Source organism: Methylobacterium sp. WL69 (assembly GCF_008039485.1).
Taxonomy (GTDB): domain Bacteria; phylum Pseudomonadota; class Alphaproteobacteria; order Rhizobiales; family Beijerinckiaceae; genus Methylobacterium.
Map to the genome: position 1 here is coordinate 77,604 of NZ_VRUZ01000002.1, position 14,539 is coordinate 92,142.

Annotated in this window: 14 protein-coding genes; 7 read left to right on the top strand and 7 right to left on the bottom strand. The window is 70.7% G+C overall.

Going from position 1 to position 14,539, the window contains the following annotated elements:
• Nucleotides 1-57 precede the first annotated feature (57 nt).
• Genes FV218_RS01165 through FV218_RS01175 form a run of 3 tightly spaced genes read right to left on the bottom strand, consistent with a single transcriptional unit; the run spans nt 58 to nt 2,087 of the window.
• Nucleotides 58-753 (bottom strand): glutathione S-transferase N-terminal domain-containing protein, encoded by a 696-nt coding sequence (locus tag FV218_RS01165; protein ID WP_056088708.1) that lies wholly within the window; start codon nt 751-753, stop codon nt 58-60.
• A 45-nt stretch (nt 754-798) separates the two neighbouring features.
• On the bottom strand, nt 799-1,290 hold the full coding sequence (locus FV218_RS01170; RefSeq protein WP_147708396.1) for an ureidoglycolate lyase: 492 nt from the start codon (nt 1,288-1,290) through the stop codon (nt 799-801).
• A gap of 26 nt (nt 1,291-1,316) precedes the next feature.
• Nucleotides 1,317-2,087 carry a glucose 1-dehydrogenase gene (locus FV218_RS01175; protein WP_147708397.1) on the bottom strand — a complete coding sequence of 257 codons (771 nt, stop codon included), beginning with the start codon at nt 2,085-2,087 and terminating at the stop codon, nt 1,317-1,319.
• A 184-nt stretch (nt 2,088-2,271) separates the two neighbouring features.
• Here FV218_RS01175 and modA point away from each other — a divergent pair, with 184 nt between their 5' ends.
• Nucleotides 2,272-3,054 (top strand): molybdate ABC transporter substrate-binding protein, encoded by a 783-nt coding sequence (gene modA, locus FV218_RS01180; protein WP_147708398.1) that lies wholly within the window; start codon nt 2,272-2,274, stop codon nt 3,052-3,054.
• 13 nt (nt 3,055-3,067) lie between these two features.
• The gene (locus tag FV218_RS01185; RefSeq protein WP_147708399.1) at nt 3,068-3,277 is read left to right on the top strand and encodes a molybdopterin-binding protein; all 210 of its coding nucleotides are present in this window, start codon (nt 3,068-3,070) and stop codon (nt 3,275-3,277) included.
• 21 nt (nt 3,278-3,298) lie between these two features.
• Here the strand turns inward: FV218_RS01185 and FV218_RS01190 are convergent, their stop codons facing one another.
• The 4 genes from FV218_RS01190 to FV218_RS01205 are packed head-to-tail and all read right to left on the bottom strand — an operon-like array spanning nt 3,299 to nt 6,868.
• Nucleotides 3,299-3,784 (bottom strand): SAM-dependent methyltransferase, encoded by a 486-nt coding sequence (locus FV218_RS01190; protein ID WP_147708400.1) that lies wholly within the window; start codon nt 3,782-3,784, stop codon nt 3,299-3,301.
• Between the two features lie 20 nt (nt 3,785-3,804).
• A complete protein-coding gene (locus FV218_RS01195; RefSeq protein WP_147708447.1) occupies nt 3,805-4,578 on the bottom strand; it encodes an ABC transporter ATP-binding protein in 774 nt (257 codons plus the stop codon).
• Nucleotides 4,575-5,633 carry an iron ABC transporter permease gene (locus tag FV218_RS01200; RefSeq protein ID WP_187272928.1) on the bottom strand — a complete coding sequence of 353 codons (1,059 nt, stop codon included), beginning with the start codon at nt 5,631-5,633 and terminating at the stop codon, nt 4,575-4,577. Before FV218_RS01200 ends, FV218_RS01195 begins: the two co-directional genes overlap by 4 nt.
• Nucleotides 5,630-6,868: an iron ABC transporter substrate-binding protein gene (locus FV218_RS01205; protein ID WP_147708401.1), complete on the bottom strand. Its 1,239-nt coding sequence runs from the start codon at nt 6,866-6,868 to the stop codon at nt 5,630-5,632. Before FV218_RS01205 ends, FV218_RS01200 begins: the two co-directional genes overlap by 4 nt.
• Nucleotides 6,869-7,278: 410 nt before the next feature.
• Here FV218_RS01205 and FV218_RS01210 point away from each other — a divergent pair, with 410 nt between their 5' ends.
• The 5 genes from FV218_RS01210 (at nt 7,279) to FV218_RS01230 (ending at nt 14,499) form a co-directional block, all read left to right on the top strand.
• Complete coding sequence (locus FV218_RS01210) at nt 7,279-7,494, top strand: hypothetical protein (RefSeq protein WP_246684937.1); 216 nt, start codon at nt 7,279-7,281, stop codon at nt 7,492-7,494.
• Nucleotides 7,491-8,129 (top strand): TetR/AcrR family transcriptional regulator, encoded by a 639-nt coding sequence (locus tag FV218_RS01215; protein ID WP_056088732.1) that lies wholly within the window; start codon nt 7,491-7,493, stop codon nt 8,127-8,129. Before FV218_RS01210 ends, FV218_RS01215 begins: the two co-directional genes overlap by 4 nt.
• Nucleotides 8,130-8,185: 56 nt before the next feature.
• A complete protein-coding gene (locus tag FV218_RS01220; protein WP_246684940.1) occupies nt 8,186-9,373 on the top strand; it encodes an efflux RND transporter periplasmic adaptor subunit in 1,188 nt (395 codons plus the stop codon).
• A 42-nt stretch (nt 9,374-9,415) separates the two neighbouring features.
• Entirely contained in the window at nt 9,416-12,505 is a 3,090-nt protein-coding gene (locus FV218_RS01225) for an efflux RND transporter permease subunit (protein WP_147708404.1), read from the top strand.
• Nucleotides 12,506-12,948: 443 nt separating this feature from the next.
• Nucleotides 12,949-14,499, top strand: coding sequence for an ABC transporter substrate-binding protein (locus FV218_RS01230; protein ID WP_246684941.1), 1,551 nt, complete (start codon nt 12,949-12,951; stop codon nt 14,497-14,499).
• Nucleotides 14,500-14,539 lie beyond the last annotated feature (40 nt).

Consider the following 14,539-nt stretch of genomic DNA (forward strand, 5'->3'; position numbering starts at 1 on the left):
GCGGGACGCGGTCTCGGAGCCGGCACGACGCGCGCCGGATGGCGTCGCCGCATCCGCTCAGGCCGACAGGTCGGCCAGTTCGTCGAGGCCGCCGCCATCGGCATAGGCGGTGCGAAAACTGTCGCGGACCTTCCAGCGCCGCCAGAATCCGTCGAGGTGCTCGAAGCGCTCGTCGAGGGGCGTCTGCACGCTTGGAAACTTCGAGAAGGCGATGGCGGTACACAGGGTGATGTCGGCGAAGGTCGGCTGGTCGCCACCGAGCAGCCAGTCGCGGCCGTCGGCGAGGTGACGGTCGACGAGGCCCGCATGGGCGATGGCCTCCTTACGGCAGTGTTCGCCCCATTGCGGATTGTGCGTCAGTTCGAGCTTCGGGCCCAGGCCCTCGTTGCGGACGTGGAACATCGTGGTGATCCGATAGAGGATCTGCACCCAGATCCGGTCGTCCCACATGGCGTCCTGGCCCTGCTCCAGGGGCGTCGTGCCGGTAATCCTGCGGCCGTCATGCGTCGCATCGAGGTAGCGCACGATGGCGGCCGATTCCGAGAGGATTTGGCCGTCACCGAGATCCAGGGTCGGGGTCTCGCCCCACGGGTTCAGCTTGAGGTGGCGCCAGCCGCGCTGCTCGCCCTTCGGCGCCATATCGTAGATCACCTCCTCGAACCGGTCGGCGATGCCCTTCTCATGCAGGAAGAGGCGTAGCCGCTGCGGGTTCGGGAAGGCCGAAGGCGAGGTATAGAGGCGGGGCTTGGTCATGGAGAGGTCTCTTGGTCTGACAGTGGAGAGCGGGAGCGCGACCGCTCATCCGTCGAGGGTCAGGGCGACGGGCGCGATCGCGACCACGTGGCAATCGTCCGCGCTCCCGTCCTCGTGGACCAGCATGGCGAAGATGCCGGGGGCGTCGAGGGTCATCATGTGGGCGTGCCAGGCCCCGGCCCGGTAGTTCAGGCCGATATGGCCGGGCACGCGAAAGGCCCGCAGGGCCGCCTCGTCGGGACGCCCGTCCCGGTCGGGCGCCACCACCACCACGTAGGCGGCGACGGCGAGGGGCAGGAAGGCCTGGCTCGAATGCGGGTGCCGCTCGAGGCGGGCCACGGGTACGGGGCCGGACCAGGGCTCGCTCCGGATCAGGGCGAGGTTGACGGCCACATCCGGACGCCCGTTCTCGATGAACGCGGCGCGGTCCTGACGCGGGGCGACGTCCGGCGTTTCCAGCAGGGTGCCGAACGGCGCGAACGCCGCCGCGTCGATGGGGCGGATCGGAAGCGTCCGCGCGGGATCGGTGGCCGACATGGGTCGTGTTTCCGGCCCGCCGGCGCTCAGGCGCCGCCCCACTGCATGGTCAGGCCGCCGTCGACCACGAGGGTATGGCCGGTCACGTAGTCGGAATCGTCGCTGGAGAGGTAGAGAATCGCCTTGGCGATCTCGTCGGGCTGGCCGGCGCGGTGCCACGGGATCCGCTCCAGGGAGGCTTCGAGCTTTTCCGGGTTCTCGAACCGGTCGCTCGTCATCGGCGTCTCGATGAGGCCCGGCGCGACGTTGTTGACGTTGATCCCGTCCTCGGCGAGCTCCCGCGACAGGCTGCGGCACAGGGAGCCGATGCCGGCCTTCGACATGCCGTAGGGCGCGCTCTCCGGCGTCGGCAGGTGCTGGGCCACGGAGGAGACGGTCACGATCTTGCCGCGTCCGCCGTTGGCCCGGCGCACGGCGATGAAGGCCTTGGCGCAGAACACCGGCCCCATGAGGTTGACCCGCAGGATATGCTCGAGCTTCGCCGGCTCCATGTCGGCCACGGGCATGCCGCACATGGCCTGACCGGCATTGTTGACGAGGATGTCGAGGATTCCGAGTTCGCTCGCCACCCGGTCGAAGGTCGCGGCGACGGAGGCCGGATCGCCGACATCGTCCTGGATGACGAGGCAGCGCCGGCCCAGGGCCTCCACGCGCCGTGCCGTCTCGCGAGCGCCCTCGGCGTCGGTGTTGTAAGTGATGGCGACATCCGCGCCCTCGCGGGCGAACAGTTCGGCCGTGGCTTGGCCAATGCCGGAATCGGCGCCGGTGATGAGGGCGCGCTTGCCTTGCAGCTTCATAGGATCCCGTGTCCTGCCGTTGCGGAGGCCCCGCCGGGGCGAGGCCCGTCGAGCCCAATGAGGCGTCAATCGGCGATGGACCGGTCGGTTCCCCGGGCCGTGGGCCCCTGACCTCGGCTATATTTGGCTGTATATACCCCATCGCCGCGGCCCCGCCGGTGCTTTGTCGAAGGATCGATTCCGCATGCTTACATCCCTCCGTGCTGTCCTGCTTGCCGGCCTCATCGCCGTGGCCCCCGCCGCCCGGGCCGCGGAGACCGCGACGGTGTTCGCGGCTGCGAGCCTGAAGAACGCCCTCGACGACGCCGGCAAGGCGTTCACCGCCGAGAGCGGCGTCGCGCTGAAGGCGAGTTACGCCGCCTCGTCGGCCCTGGCGCGGCAGATCGAGTCGGGGGCGCCGGCGGACCTCTTCGCCTCGGCCGACCTCGAATGGATGGATTATCTCGCGAAGAAGAACCTCGTGCGCCCAGAGACCCGGGCGAACCTGCTGGGCAACCGCATCGTGGTCATCGCGCCGAAGGACGCCAGGACGGCGGACGTGCCGTTCACGCAGGAAGGGTTCTCCGCCGCCCTCGGCCCCGATGGCCGCCTCGCCACGGGCGAGGTCACCTCCGTGCCCATCGGCAAGTACGCCAAGGCGGCCTTCGAGAAGCTCGGCCTGTGGGGCGGCCTGCAGCCGCGCCTCGCCCAGGCCGACAACGTGCGCGCGGCCCTCCTCCTCGTCTCGCGCGGCGAGGCGCCGCTCGGCGTCGTCTACGAGAGCGATGCGAAATCCGACCCGGGCGTGAAGGTGGTGGGCGTGTTTCCGGCGGACTCGCACCCGCCGGTGGTGTATCCGTTCGCCGTCACCGCCGAGGCCAAGGGGGATGGTGCCGCCCGCTTCCTCGCCTTCCTGAAGAGTGCGGCGGCCCGGCCCTTCTTCGAGGCGCAAGGCTTCCAGGTCCTCGGCGCCGGTCCCTCACAGTAACGAAAGAGCACCGATGAAGATCAGCGCGCGCAACACCCTCAAGGGCAAGGTCGTCTCCGTCGAGAAGGGCGCCACCACGGCCCACGTCAAGATCGAGGTCGCCGACGGCACGGTCATCACGTCCTCGATCACCAACGAGGCCGTGGATGCCCTCGGCCTGACGGTGGGCGGCCAGGCCTACGCCGTGGTCAAGGCCTCGGACGTCATGATCGCCGTCGACTGAGCGGGTTCCGGATCGCTTCCGTCATTCGAAATCGCCCGGCTGCGGCGGGGCGACGGGGGTGAACAGGGTGCGATCCGGCTTGAGGTCGAGGAGCGGCGTCCCGTCGAGGCAGTCGAGGCCGCGCACGGTGACGACCGGTCCCTCGATGGACACGAGGCGCGCGATGGACGTCCCGATGGGGTTGGGACGCACGGGCGAGCGGAGCGAGAAGGTGCCGCGCGCGACCCCGTCGCTCGCCGGGCACTGGTGGACGAGGTCGCGCCGCGAGGCGTCGAGCCAGTACAGCACCTCGATCCGCGCGTAGGCGGCGAGCCCGTCGAGGGCGGCGACCCAGGGCTCGAACACCGTGATCCGGCACAGGGGCCCGTCGGCCCGGCCCTGGCGCGGGCAGGCGAGGCGGTCGCTCCAGTGCGTCGCGATGCGCCCGACATAGACGAGGCCGGCATCGGTGGCGGCGGGCGGGGCCACGGCGATCTCGTTCAGGCGGATCTCGTTCAGGCGCACCATCGGAAAGGGCCTCTTGCGGATCAGGACAGGATCGGTGCGCAGACGGAGCGTCCGTATCCGGGGAGCGGCACCACTGCGACGGCGACGCCGTAGAGGCGCTGCAGGCTCGCGGGTGTGATCGTCTCGGCCGGGGTGCCGAGGGCCGCGAGGCGGCCCTCGTGCAGCAGGGCGACGCGGTCGGCGCACAGGAAGGCGTGGTCGGGGTCGTGGGTCGAGAGGATCACGGCGATCCCGCCGCGCGCCAGCCGCCGGACCTGATCGAGGACCCGGGTCTGGTTGCCGAAATCCAGGCTGGCGGTGGGCTCGTCCATGACGAGGAGGCGCGGCTCGCCGGCGAGTGCCCGGGCAATGAGCACCATCTGGCGCTCGCCGCCGCTGATCTCCGTGTAGATGCGGTCGGCCAGATGCGTGATGCCGAGGGTCGCGAGCGCCCGTTCGGCGTGGGCGCGGTCGCCCCGGCCGGGGCTGGCGAAGGCGCCGAGGCGGCTGGCGCGCCCCATCAGGACGACGTCGCGGACCGGGAACGGAAACAAGGCGGCCTGCGCCTGCGGCACGTAGGCGAGGCTGCGGGCGAGGCGTGCGCGCGACCAGCCCGCCACATCGGCGCCGTCGAGGAGAATTCGCCCCGATTGCTTCGGCAGCAGCCCCAGCAGGGTCTTGAACAGGGTGGTCTTGCCGCCGCCGTTGGGGCCGAGCAGGCACAGGACCTCCCCGGCCGCGAGGCCGAAGCTCACGTCGGACCCGATCCTTCGGGTTCCATAGCCGAACGCGAGGTTGTCGACCTCCAGCATCAGGCCCAGCCGCGCCGGCCGCTGGCGAGCAGCCACAGGAAGAACGGCGCGCCGATGAGGGCCGTGAGGATGCCGAGCGGCACCTCCACGGGGGCCAGGGTGCGGGCGACGATGTCGACGGCGAGCAGGTAGCCGGCCCCGAGCAGGAGGGAGGCCGGCAGCAGGCGCCGGAAGTCCGGGCCGACGAGGAGCCGGGCGACGTGGGGCACGAGCAGGCCGATCCAGCCGATGACGCCCGTCACCGACACCGCCGCCGCCGTCACCAGGGTGGCGGCCATGACGAGGAGGGGGCGCAGGGCCCGGGTCTCGACGCCGAGCGCCCGGGCCTCTTCCTCACCCAGACTCATGAGGTTCACCCGCCAGCGCAGGAGCACGAGGGGCACGAGGCCGAGAACCATGGCCGGCAGGATGGCGCCGACATCGCCGAGGGTCACCGAGGCGAGGCTGCCGAGCAGCCAGTAGGTGATGGCCGGCAGCTGGTTGAACGGATCGGCCAGGACCTTGATGAGGGAGATCGCCGCCCCCAGCACCGCCCCGATGGCGACGCCGGCCAGCACCAGGGTCAGCACCGGATCGTGCCGCCGCACCGTGGCGCCCACGGCGTAGACGGCCGCCACGGCGGCGAGGCCGCCCGCGAAGGCGAGGCCCTGGATCGCCACCACGGGCAGGGCGAGGAAGATGCCGAGCACTGCCCCGAGGCTGGCGCCGGCCGAGACCCCGAGGATGTCGGGCGAGACCAGGGGATTGCGAAACAGCCCCTGGTAGGTCGCCCCGGCCGCCGCGAGGGCCGACCCGACCACGAGGGCGGCGATGACCCGCGGCAGGCGCACCCGCAGGACAACCGTCTGGACCGTGGCGTCGGCGCCCGACGGCCATCCGAACAGCGTGGCGGCGAGGACGTCGAAGACATCGCCCACCGGCACCGCGTAGCGGCCGATGCCGAGGGCCGCGACGGCGAGGGCGCACAGGGCCAGGACGGGCAGGACCCATCCGGCAACGGCGAGGACTCGCCGCCCCGCCGGCCGGGTCGGGACCTCCGCCACGGCATCCGTCGTCACGGCGTCGGTCCGTGCGGGGTCGGGCCCTGCGGGCTCACGGCACCGTCGAGGAGGGCGGCGGCCTGCGCCGCATCGAGCTCGACATGGTAGAAGCGCCGGTAGAAGTCGCGGGTGACCTCGGCCAGCGGCTGCGGGAACAGGTCGGGATAGAGCGCGCCCGCCAGCCAGCGCACGCCGATGAGGCGGTTGGCGCCGGGCGGCGCGTCGAACCAGCCGAACGGCAGGGTTGGCGCCTGAATCACGCGGCCGTCGCGCACGGCCTTGACGCCGGCCCAGAGCGGATCGGTGACGATGGCCCTGCGGAAGACCGGGTCCTGAGTCACGATCACGTCGGGGTTCCAGGCCAGGACCTGCTCCGGCGAGACGGTGGCGAGGCCGCCCTGCCCCGCCGCCACGGCGACGTTGCGGGCGCCGACGACGTCGAGCAGTTCGGCGTTGAGGGAGCCGGCGAGCGCCGTCTCGAGTCCCCTCGGACCGCGGGCGGAGTAGACGCGGGGCCGCCGGGCCTCCGGCACCGCCGCGAGCGTCTCCGTCACGTCCTTCAGGGTGGCATCCGCATAGGCGGCCAGGGCCTCGGCCGCGGATCGTTCACCGATGAGGTCGCCGAGTTGTCGGTAGGCCTCTCCGGTCTTGGCGAAGGTGCCGTCGAGGATGACGTAGGGAATGCCGGTCTGTGCCTGGACCCGGTCGGCCAGCGAGGCGTAGGTCGGTCCGGTACTGCCGACATCGACGATGAGATCGGGCTTGAGGGCCAGCACCGCCTCGACATTGGCGGTGCCGCCGCGCCCGGTGAGGCGCCCGGTGGCCGGCAGGTCCCGCGTCTCGGGCGCGAGGTACGGGCGCTCCTCCGGGGACGGGGCCCGGACCCAACCCACCATCCGGCCGGGCGCGAGGCTGTAGAGCAGCACCGAGGCCGGCGGCCCGGCGGCGAGGACGCGCGCCACCCGGTCGGGGATTTCCACCGTCCGGCCGGCCGCATCCGTGAACGGCCGGGCCGAGGCCGCGACGGGCGCGAGGCATCCGAGGATGACGGCGATGCCCGCGAGGGCACTCCGACGGGCAGTCCGATGCCGGGCGGCGACCGGGGGTGCGGGTTCCGCGCCCGGAACGCCGTGCGTCGTCGAAGCGCGCGCCCAGGGGCTTGCCGAACCGGCCGAACGTCGCGGCGCGACCCGGATCGTACCATCGAGGCCGGGATCGATGCGGAGGGCGCGTTCGTCGGGCGTTTGCGTCATTCGGGACTGCGTTCTCCGAAGTTACGGCTTGGCGAAGCCCCGGTCCGGCGAGGCCGCGGCAACGACCGGCGGCCCCTGTCGCTCGGGATCGCGGCTCACGCCGACGGACCGATACCACACCCGATGACGCCGCACCGCATGGGACGGTCAGCCCCCCGTTTCCAGGCGCGAATCGCCCGGCCAAGTGCGGGTCCGCTTCGACGGCGGCGAATCGGCGGCGGGGGCTCCCCGATATGCCCCTTCGTCGCCGCCCACATCGTTCGGCCCGCCATGAGAATGAATGTTCATTGACATGAGAATGAATGTTCATTACACAGAGGCATAGTCAGGAGTGCGTGATGGCCCTTCCCCACCGAGGCCGCTGGCCGGAATTCGACGTGACGGGTCCCGGACCATCGCGATCCGGGTCCGTGCAATCCAGGTCGGCCCACCACGTCATGGCGGCCATCCGCGCGGTCTGCACGCCGGGGAACCTCGTGCTCGCCGGCACCCTCGCCTTCGGATGGCTCGCCCTCATCGGCTGGACCGGGGCCGGCCCGGACAGCTGGCAGGCCCGGGTCTGTGCCGACCTCGACCTGCAGCCGCGGGCCTGCGCGGTGGTTCAGTCCCCGGGAGCCGCCTCGTGAGCGCGGCCGCCGGCGCCGTCATCGACGCCCGGGGCAGTCAAGCCGCCCGGCGCGAGCACATCCTTGACGCGGCGCAGGCCTGCTTCGTGCGCAACGGCTTCCACCGCACCACCATGCAGGACCTCGCCCGCGAGGCGGCCATGAGCCCGGGCAACGTCTACCGCTACTTCGAATCGAAGGAGGCCCTGGTTCTGGGGCTCGCCGAACGCGAGCGGGGACAGGCTGCCCTTCGCGTCGCCGATCTGGAGCGCGACGGCGACCGCCGCACGGCGTTCCTCGGCATCCTCACCCAGTATTTCGGAACGTTGAGCCGCGAGACCGCGGTGCTCCAGCTCGACATCTGGTCGGAGGCGACCCGCAACCCGGCCATCGCCGCCATGACGGAGCGGGCCGACGCCGAGACCAGGGCGTGGTTCCTGGCGACGATCGCGGCCCTCGCCACCGATCCCGACTGCGATCCGACCGCGGTCTACGCCATCATCGAACCCCTCATGACGGGACTCGTCGTCGGTCGAGCCCTGGTGCCCGGCTACGATACGGTCGCGGCGGCGGCCCAGCTCAACAGCACGATCGAAGCGGGGCTCGCGGGACAGTTTCCCCGTCCCTCCCAGACGATCCTGGAGTCGACCCCATGACCATGGTCCGCACGCACGCCCTCCGGTTCGGTGCCGTGATGCTGGCCCATGCGGTGATGTCGGGCCTCGGCGGCGGCTCAGCCCAGGCCGAGACGACGCCCGCCAAGGCGCCGCTCCCGCCCACCGTCAGCGTGGTCGAGGCGCAGCGCCGCGAGATCGTCGAGACGGTGACCGTCACCGGCACCCTGGTGCCCCGCGACGAGATTCTGGTGACGCCCGAGATCGACGGCACCCGCATCACCGAGGTCCTCGTCGAGGAGGGCATGCGGGTCGAGCGCGGCCAGGTCCTGGCACGCCTGTCGCGCGACCTGGTCGATCGCCAGCTCGCCCAGCAGAAGGCCCTCATCGACAAGGCGGCGGCCGTCGTCCCGCAGGCGCAGAGCAGCATCGAGCAGGCCGAGGCCGCCGAGACGGAGGCGCGCCTCTCCCACGAGCGCGCCCGCCAATTGCTCCAGACGGGCAACGCCACGGCGGTGATCCTCGAGAACCGCACCTCCGTCCTGCGTCAGGCGGAGGGCAAGCTGGCGTTTGCCCGCAACGGCCTGATCATCGCGAAGGCCGAGCTCGCCCAGGCCCGGGCCGTGCGCGACGAACTCGAACTGCGCCTGGCCCGCACGGAGATCCGCGCGCCGGAGGCCGGCATCGTCAGCCGCCGCACCGCCCGCGTCGGCATGGCGGCGTCCGCCGCGTCCGAGCCGCTGTTCCGGCTCATCGCGCGGGGGGAAATCGAGCTCGAGGGCGAGGTCATCGAGACGAAGCTGCCGCAGCTGCGCGAGGGCAAGCCCGCCTGGATCGTGCTCGGCGACGGCGAACGGGTCCAGGGCAGCGTGCGCGCCATCTATCCGGAGGTCGACAAGGCGAGCCGTCTCGGCAAGGTCCGGGTGCGCCTCGACGCCGACCCGCGCCTGCGCATCGGCACCTTCGCCCGCGGCGGCGTCGAGCTCGCCCGCACCCGCGACGTCACCGTGCCCCAGGCCTCCGTCCTCTACGGCGCCGACCGGCGCAGCACCGTCCTCGTGGTGACCGGCGACCGGGTCGAGGCCCGGGAGGTCCGCACCGGCCTGTCCGACGACGACGATATCGAGATCCGCAAGGGGCTCGACGCGGGCGAACGGGTGGTGGCCCGGGCCGGCTCGTTCCTGCGCGACGGCGACCGGGTGCGGCCCGTCATGGTCGCGGCACCGGCTCCCGCCATGACGGCGAAGCCGTCGCCCCTGACGACCGCCGAGGCCGGCGTTCCGTAGACCGCCCCGCCCCCCCGCGCTTCGCACCGCAGACCTCGTCCCATGCGCCTGAACGTCTCCGCCTGGGCGATCCGCAAGCCCATCGGGCCCCTGGTCCTGTTCCTCGTGCTGATCGTCCTCGGGCTGGTCAGCTTCCGGGGCCTCGCCGTCACGCGCATGCCCAACGTCGACGTGCCCATCGTCTCCGTGGCGATCACGCAAGCGGGGGCGGCGCCGTCCGAGCTGCAGACCCAGGTGACGAAGTGGGTCGAGGATTCCATCGCCGGCGTGCGCGGGGTCAAGCACATCACCTCGGCCATCACCGAGGGTTCGTCCGTCACCACCGTCGAGTTCCGCCTCGAGGTGAACACCGACCGGGCCGTCAACGACGTCAAGGACGCGGTCTCGAAGATCCGCATCAACCTGCCGCGCACCATCGACGAGCCGGTGATCAGCCGCGTCGAAATCGCCGGCCTGCCGATCCTCGTCTACGGCGTCACCGCCCCGGCCATGACACCCGCCGACCTGTCCTGGCTCGTGGAGGACAAGATCGCCCGCACCCTCCAGGGGGTGAAGGGCGTCGGCGGCGTCGAGCGCGTCGGCGGCGTCGCCCGCGAACTGCGCGTGGTGCTCCAGCCCGACCGCCTCCTGGCGCTCGGCATCACGGCGGCGGACGTGAACCGGCAGTTGCGCCTCACCTCCGCCGACATGGCCGGCGGGCGCGGCGAGGTCGGCGGACGCGAGCAGTCGATCCGCACGTTGGCCGCCTCGCGCACCCTGCGCGACCTCAAGGCCACCTCCATCGTGCTGCCGGCGGGCCGCAAGGTGCGCCTCGACGACCTCGCCACCGTGGAGGATTCCATAGAGGAGCCGCGCACCTTCGCGCGCTTCAACGGCAATCCGGTGGTGGCGTTCACGGTCTCGCGCGGCGCGGGCGCCAGCGACGCCGAAGTCGCGGTGGGCGTCGAGAAGAAAATCGCCGAGTTCCAGGAAACCTATCCCGACCTCCTCTTCGAAAAAATCGATTCGTCGGTCTCGGCCACCCTCGGCTCCTACGATTCGGCCATGCACACCCTCATCGAGGGCGCGGTGCTCGCCGTCATCGTGGTGTTCCTGTTCCTGCGGGACTGGCGCGCGACCCTCATCGCCGCCGTCGCCCTGCCGCTCTCGGTGTTCCCGACCTTCTGGGCCATGGACGCCATGGGGTTCACCCTCAACGGCATCAGCCTGCTGGCCATCACCCTGGTGACGGGCATCCTCGTCGACGACGCCATCGTCGAGATCGAGAACATCGTCCGGCATATGCGCCTCGGCAAATCGCCCTACCGCGCCGCCATCGACGGCGCCGACGAGATCGGGCTCGCGGTCATCGCCATCACGGCGACGCTGATCGCGGTGTTCGCCCCCGTGTCGTTCATGGGCGGGATCGCCGGGCGCTACTTCATGCAGTTCGGCCTCACCATCGCGGTGTCGGTCTTCATGTCGCTTCTGGTGGCACGCCTGATCACACCGATGTTGGCTGCCTATTTTTTACGCGATCAGGGTCACGCCGAAGCGCATGAAGGCCCGGTGATGCGCCTCTATGTTCGCCTCGTCGGCTGGTCCGTGCGCCATCGCTTCATCACCCTGGTCATCGGTCTGGCACTGTTCGCCGGGTCGCTGGCCTCCACACGGCTGCTGCCGTCGGGGTTCGTGCCGAAGCAGGACAACGCCCGCACCCTCGTCATGGTTGAGCTCGCCCCCGGCGCGCGGCTGGCCGACACCATCGCGGCCTCCGACCGGGTGGCGGCGCGCATCCGGGCGCTCCCCGAGGTGGTTTCCGTCTTCGTCGATGGCGGACGGCAGGTGGGCGGCAAGAAGGAAACCCGGCTCGCCAGCTTCATCGTCAACCTGACGCCGAAGAACCAGCGCGCGAAGAAGCAGGGTGCGTTGGAGACCGAAATCGCGGCGCTCATCGCCGAGGAGCCGGACATCCGCTCCTGGACCCTTCGCGACAGTGGACAGCGCGACCTCGCCCTCGTCGTCGGCGGGCCCGACCCGGAGGTGGTGACCGAGGTCGCCGCCCGCCTGCAGCGCGACATGGCGGCGATCCCCCACCTTGTCTCGGTGATGTCGACGGCGCCGCTCAACCGCACGGAGGTGCGGATCCGCCCGAAGGAGGGCTCCGCCGCCGATCTCGGCGTGTCCACCGACGCCATCGCCGAGACCGTGCGAGTCGGCACCATCGGGGACATCGGCCTGAACCTGGCGAAGTTCAACGCCGCCGACCGTCAGGTGCCGATCCGGGTGCAGCTGCCGGAAAGCGCCCGCGGCACCGTCGCGCGCCTGGAAAACCTCAAGGTGCCGGCCAAGAACAACACTGCCGTGCCGCTGGCCGCCGTCGCCGACATCGAGCTCGGCCAGGGGCCGGGCGCCATCGACCGCTACGACCGCGTCGTGCGTGTCGCCGTGGAGGCCAACATGGAAGGGTCCGACGCCCTCGGCTCCCTGATCCAGCAGGCCCTGGAGACGCCCACCGCGAAGAACCTGCCCCCGGGGGTGACCATCCGGCAGACGGGTGACGCCGAGATCATGGGCGAGGTGTTCTCGGGGTTCCTCATGGCCATGGGCGCCGGGATCATGATGGTCTACGCCGTGCTCGTGCTGCTGTTCGGCTCGTTCCTGCAGCCCCTGACCATCCTGTTCTCCCTGCCCCTCTCCATCGGCGGGGCGATCCTCGGCCTGCTCGTCCTCAACATGCCGATCTCCATGCCGGTGGTCATCGGTATCCTGATGCTCATGGGGCTGGTGACGAAGAACGCCATCATGCTGGTGGACTTCGCCGTCGAGGAAATGGCCCGCGGCGTCGATCGGGTCACCGCCATCGTCGAGGCCGGCCGCAAGCGCGCCCGCCCCATCGTGATGACGACGCTGGCCATGGCCGCCGGCATGGTGCCCTCCGCCCTGGCCCTCGGGGTCGGCGGCGAGTTCCGCGCCCCCATGGCGGTGGCGGTGATCTCCGGCCTCATCGTCTCGACCCTGCTGTCCCTGGTGTTCGTGCCGGCGGTGTTCCTGCTCATGGACAGCCTCGGCAACGTCCTGGGCCGCCTGCTCGGCCGCCTCGTCGGCGCCCGCGACGAGGCCCCGGAGGGCGCGGCGTCCCACGGCGCCTGAGGCGGCGCCCGCCCGCTCGACCTGGGGACTTCACCGCCCGCACGGGATCCACTCCGTTCGAAGGACCGATCCGGAAGGATTGGGGCCGGCGGCGTGAGGCACAACGGGCTCCAACTCCTCTCGGGAAAGGATCGCGGTGAGGTGTGCGGGTCAACCGGGCGGGTCTCAGACCTCGCCGTGTCCCTCTCCCTCCAAGAAAGACCGCCCGCGATACGAACGAATAGCGGGTCGTCGAGGATCGACGGCGGTCTGCCATCCTCGACATCTCAAATCGGTTTCTCGGCCCCGACCCGCCGGGCTGGCCAGTGGATTGCATACGGTATCCCGTCCGGGCCCGGCCCGCCGAAGGAACCTGTGTGCGCATGATCGATTCAGTGACGCGTCGGACCAAGCTCTCCCGCTTCAACAAGCGCCTCCTCGCCGCGACGCTCCTGTCGGGCCTGATGACCCCGGCGGCCCTCGCGCAGGGCGTCCTCAAGATCGGGATGACCGCCTCCGACATCCCGCTCACCACGGGCCAGGCCGACAATGGCGGCGAGGGCATGCGGTTCACGGGCTTCACGGTCTATGACGGCCTCATCAACTGGGACCTGTCCTCGGCGACGAAGCCGTCCGTGCTGGCGCCGGGGCTCGCCACGAGCTGGACCGTGGACCCGGCCGACAACACCAAGTGGACGTTCAAGCTTCGCGACGGCGTGACCTTCCACGACGGCTCGGCCTTCACCGCCGAGTCGGTGGTGTGGAACCTCGACAAGCTCCTGAAGACCGACGCCCCGCAATTCGATCCGCGCCAATCGGCGCAGGGGCGCTCGCGCATTCCGGCGGTGGCGAGCTACCGGGTCGTCGATCCCCTGACCGTCGAGATCACGACGAAGAACCCCGACGCGACCCTGCCCTACCAGATCGCCTGGATCATGATCTCGTCGCCGGCCCAGTGGGAGAAGCTCGGTAAGAGCTGGGACGCCTTCGCCAAGACGCCGTCGGGGACGGGCCCGTGGCAGATGACCCTGTTTGCCCCGCGCGAGCGCGCCGAGATGGTCCCGTTCAAGGCGTACTGGGACAAGGCGCGGGTGCCGAAGCTCGACAAGCTCGTGCTGGTGCCGCTCCCCGAGGCCAACGCCCGCGTGGCGGCCCTGCGGTCCGGTCAGGTCGACTGGATCGAGGCGCCGCCGCCCGACGCCGTCGCCTCCCTCAAGGGGGCGGGCTTCGGCATCGTCACCAACGCCTATCCGCACAACTGGACCTGGCACCTGTCGCGGGCCGAGGGCTCGCCCTGGAACGACATCCGCGTGCGCAAGGCCGCCAACCTCGCGGTGGACCGCGAGGGCATGAAGGAAATGCTCAACGGCCTGATGATCCCGGCCCAGGGCTTCATGCCGCCGGGCTCGGCCTGGTTCGGCCACCCGACCTTCAAGCCCGGCTACGACCCGGAGGCGGCCAAGAAGCTCCTGGCCGAGGCCGGCTACGGCCCCAACAAGCCCATCGTGACGAAGATCCTCATCGCGCCGTCCGGCTCGGGGCAGATGCAGCCCCTGCCGATGAACGAGCTGATCCAGCAGAATCTGGCCGACATCGGCATCAAGGTCGAGTTCGAGGTGGTGGAGTGGAACACCCTCATCAACCTGTGGCGGGGTGGATCGAAGGCCGAGATGTCGCGCAAGGCCACGGGGATGAACTTCTCGTACTTCGTCCAGGACCCGTTCACGGGCTTCATCCGCCACCTGCAGTGCAATCTCGCGGCGCCGAACGGCACCAACTGGGGGCATTACTGCGACCCCGAGATGGACAAGCTGTTCGACGAGGTTCGCACCACCTTCGATCCGGTCGCGCAGACCAAGGTGCTGGAGAAGGTCCACGAGAAGTACGTCAACGACGCCCTGTTCCTGATGGTGGCCCACGACACCAACCCGCGGGCCATGAGCCCCAAGGTGAAGGGCTTCGTCCAGGCGCAGAACTGGTTCCAGGACTTTTCGCCGATCTCGATGGCGAAATGATCGGGCCAGTGATGACCAGGGCCGCACGCATGAACCCTCC

Coding starts and splice junctions, on each gene's coding strand:
- FV218_RS01165 (WP_056088708.1), bottom strand. CDS start 753: ATGACCAAGCCCCGCCTCTATACCTCGCCTTCGGCCTTCCCGAACCCG.
- FV218_RS01170 (WP_147708396.1), bottom strand. CDS start 1,290: ATGTCGGCCACCGATCCCGCGCGGACGCTTCCGATCCGCCCCATCGAC.
- FV218_RS01175 (WP_147708397.1), bottom strand. CDS start 2,087: ATGAAGCTGCAAGGCAAGCGCGCCCTCATCACCGGCGCCGATTCCGGC.
- modA (WP_147708398.1), top strand. CDS start 2,272: ATGCTTACATCCCTCCGTGCTGTCCTGCTTGCCGGCCTCATCGCCGTG.
- FV218_RS01185 (WP_147708399.1), top strand. CDS start 3,068: ATGAAGATCAGCGCGCGCAACACCCTCAAGGGCAAGGTCGTCTCCGTC.
- FV218_RS01190 (WP_147708400.1), bottom strand. CDS start 3,784: ATGGTGCGCCTGAACGAGATCCGCCTGAACGAGATCGCCGTGGCCCCG.
- FV218_RS01205 (WP_147708401.1), bottom strand. CDS start 6,868: ATGACGCAAACGCCCGACGAACGCGCCCTCCGCATCGATCCCGGCCTC.
- FV218_RS01220 (WP_246684940.1), top strand. CDS start 8,186: ATGTCGGGCCTCGGCGGCGGCTCAGCCCAGGCCGAGACGACGCCCGCC.
- FV218_RS01225 (WP_147708404.1), top strand. CDS start 9,416: ATGCGCCTGAACGTCTCCGCCTGGGCGATCCGCAAGCCCATCGGGCCC.
- FV218_RS01230 (WP_246684941.1), top strand. CDS start 12,949: ATGACCCCGGCGGCCCTCGCGCAGGGCGTCCTCAAGATCGGGATGACC.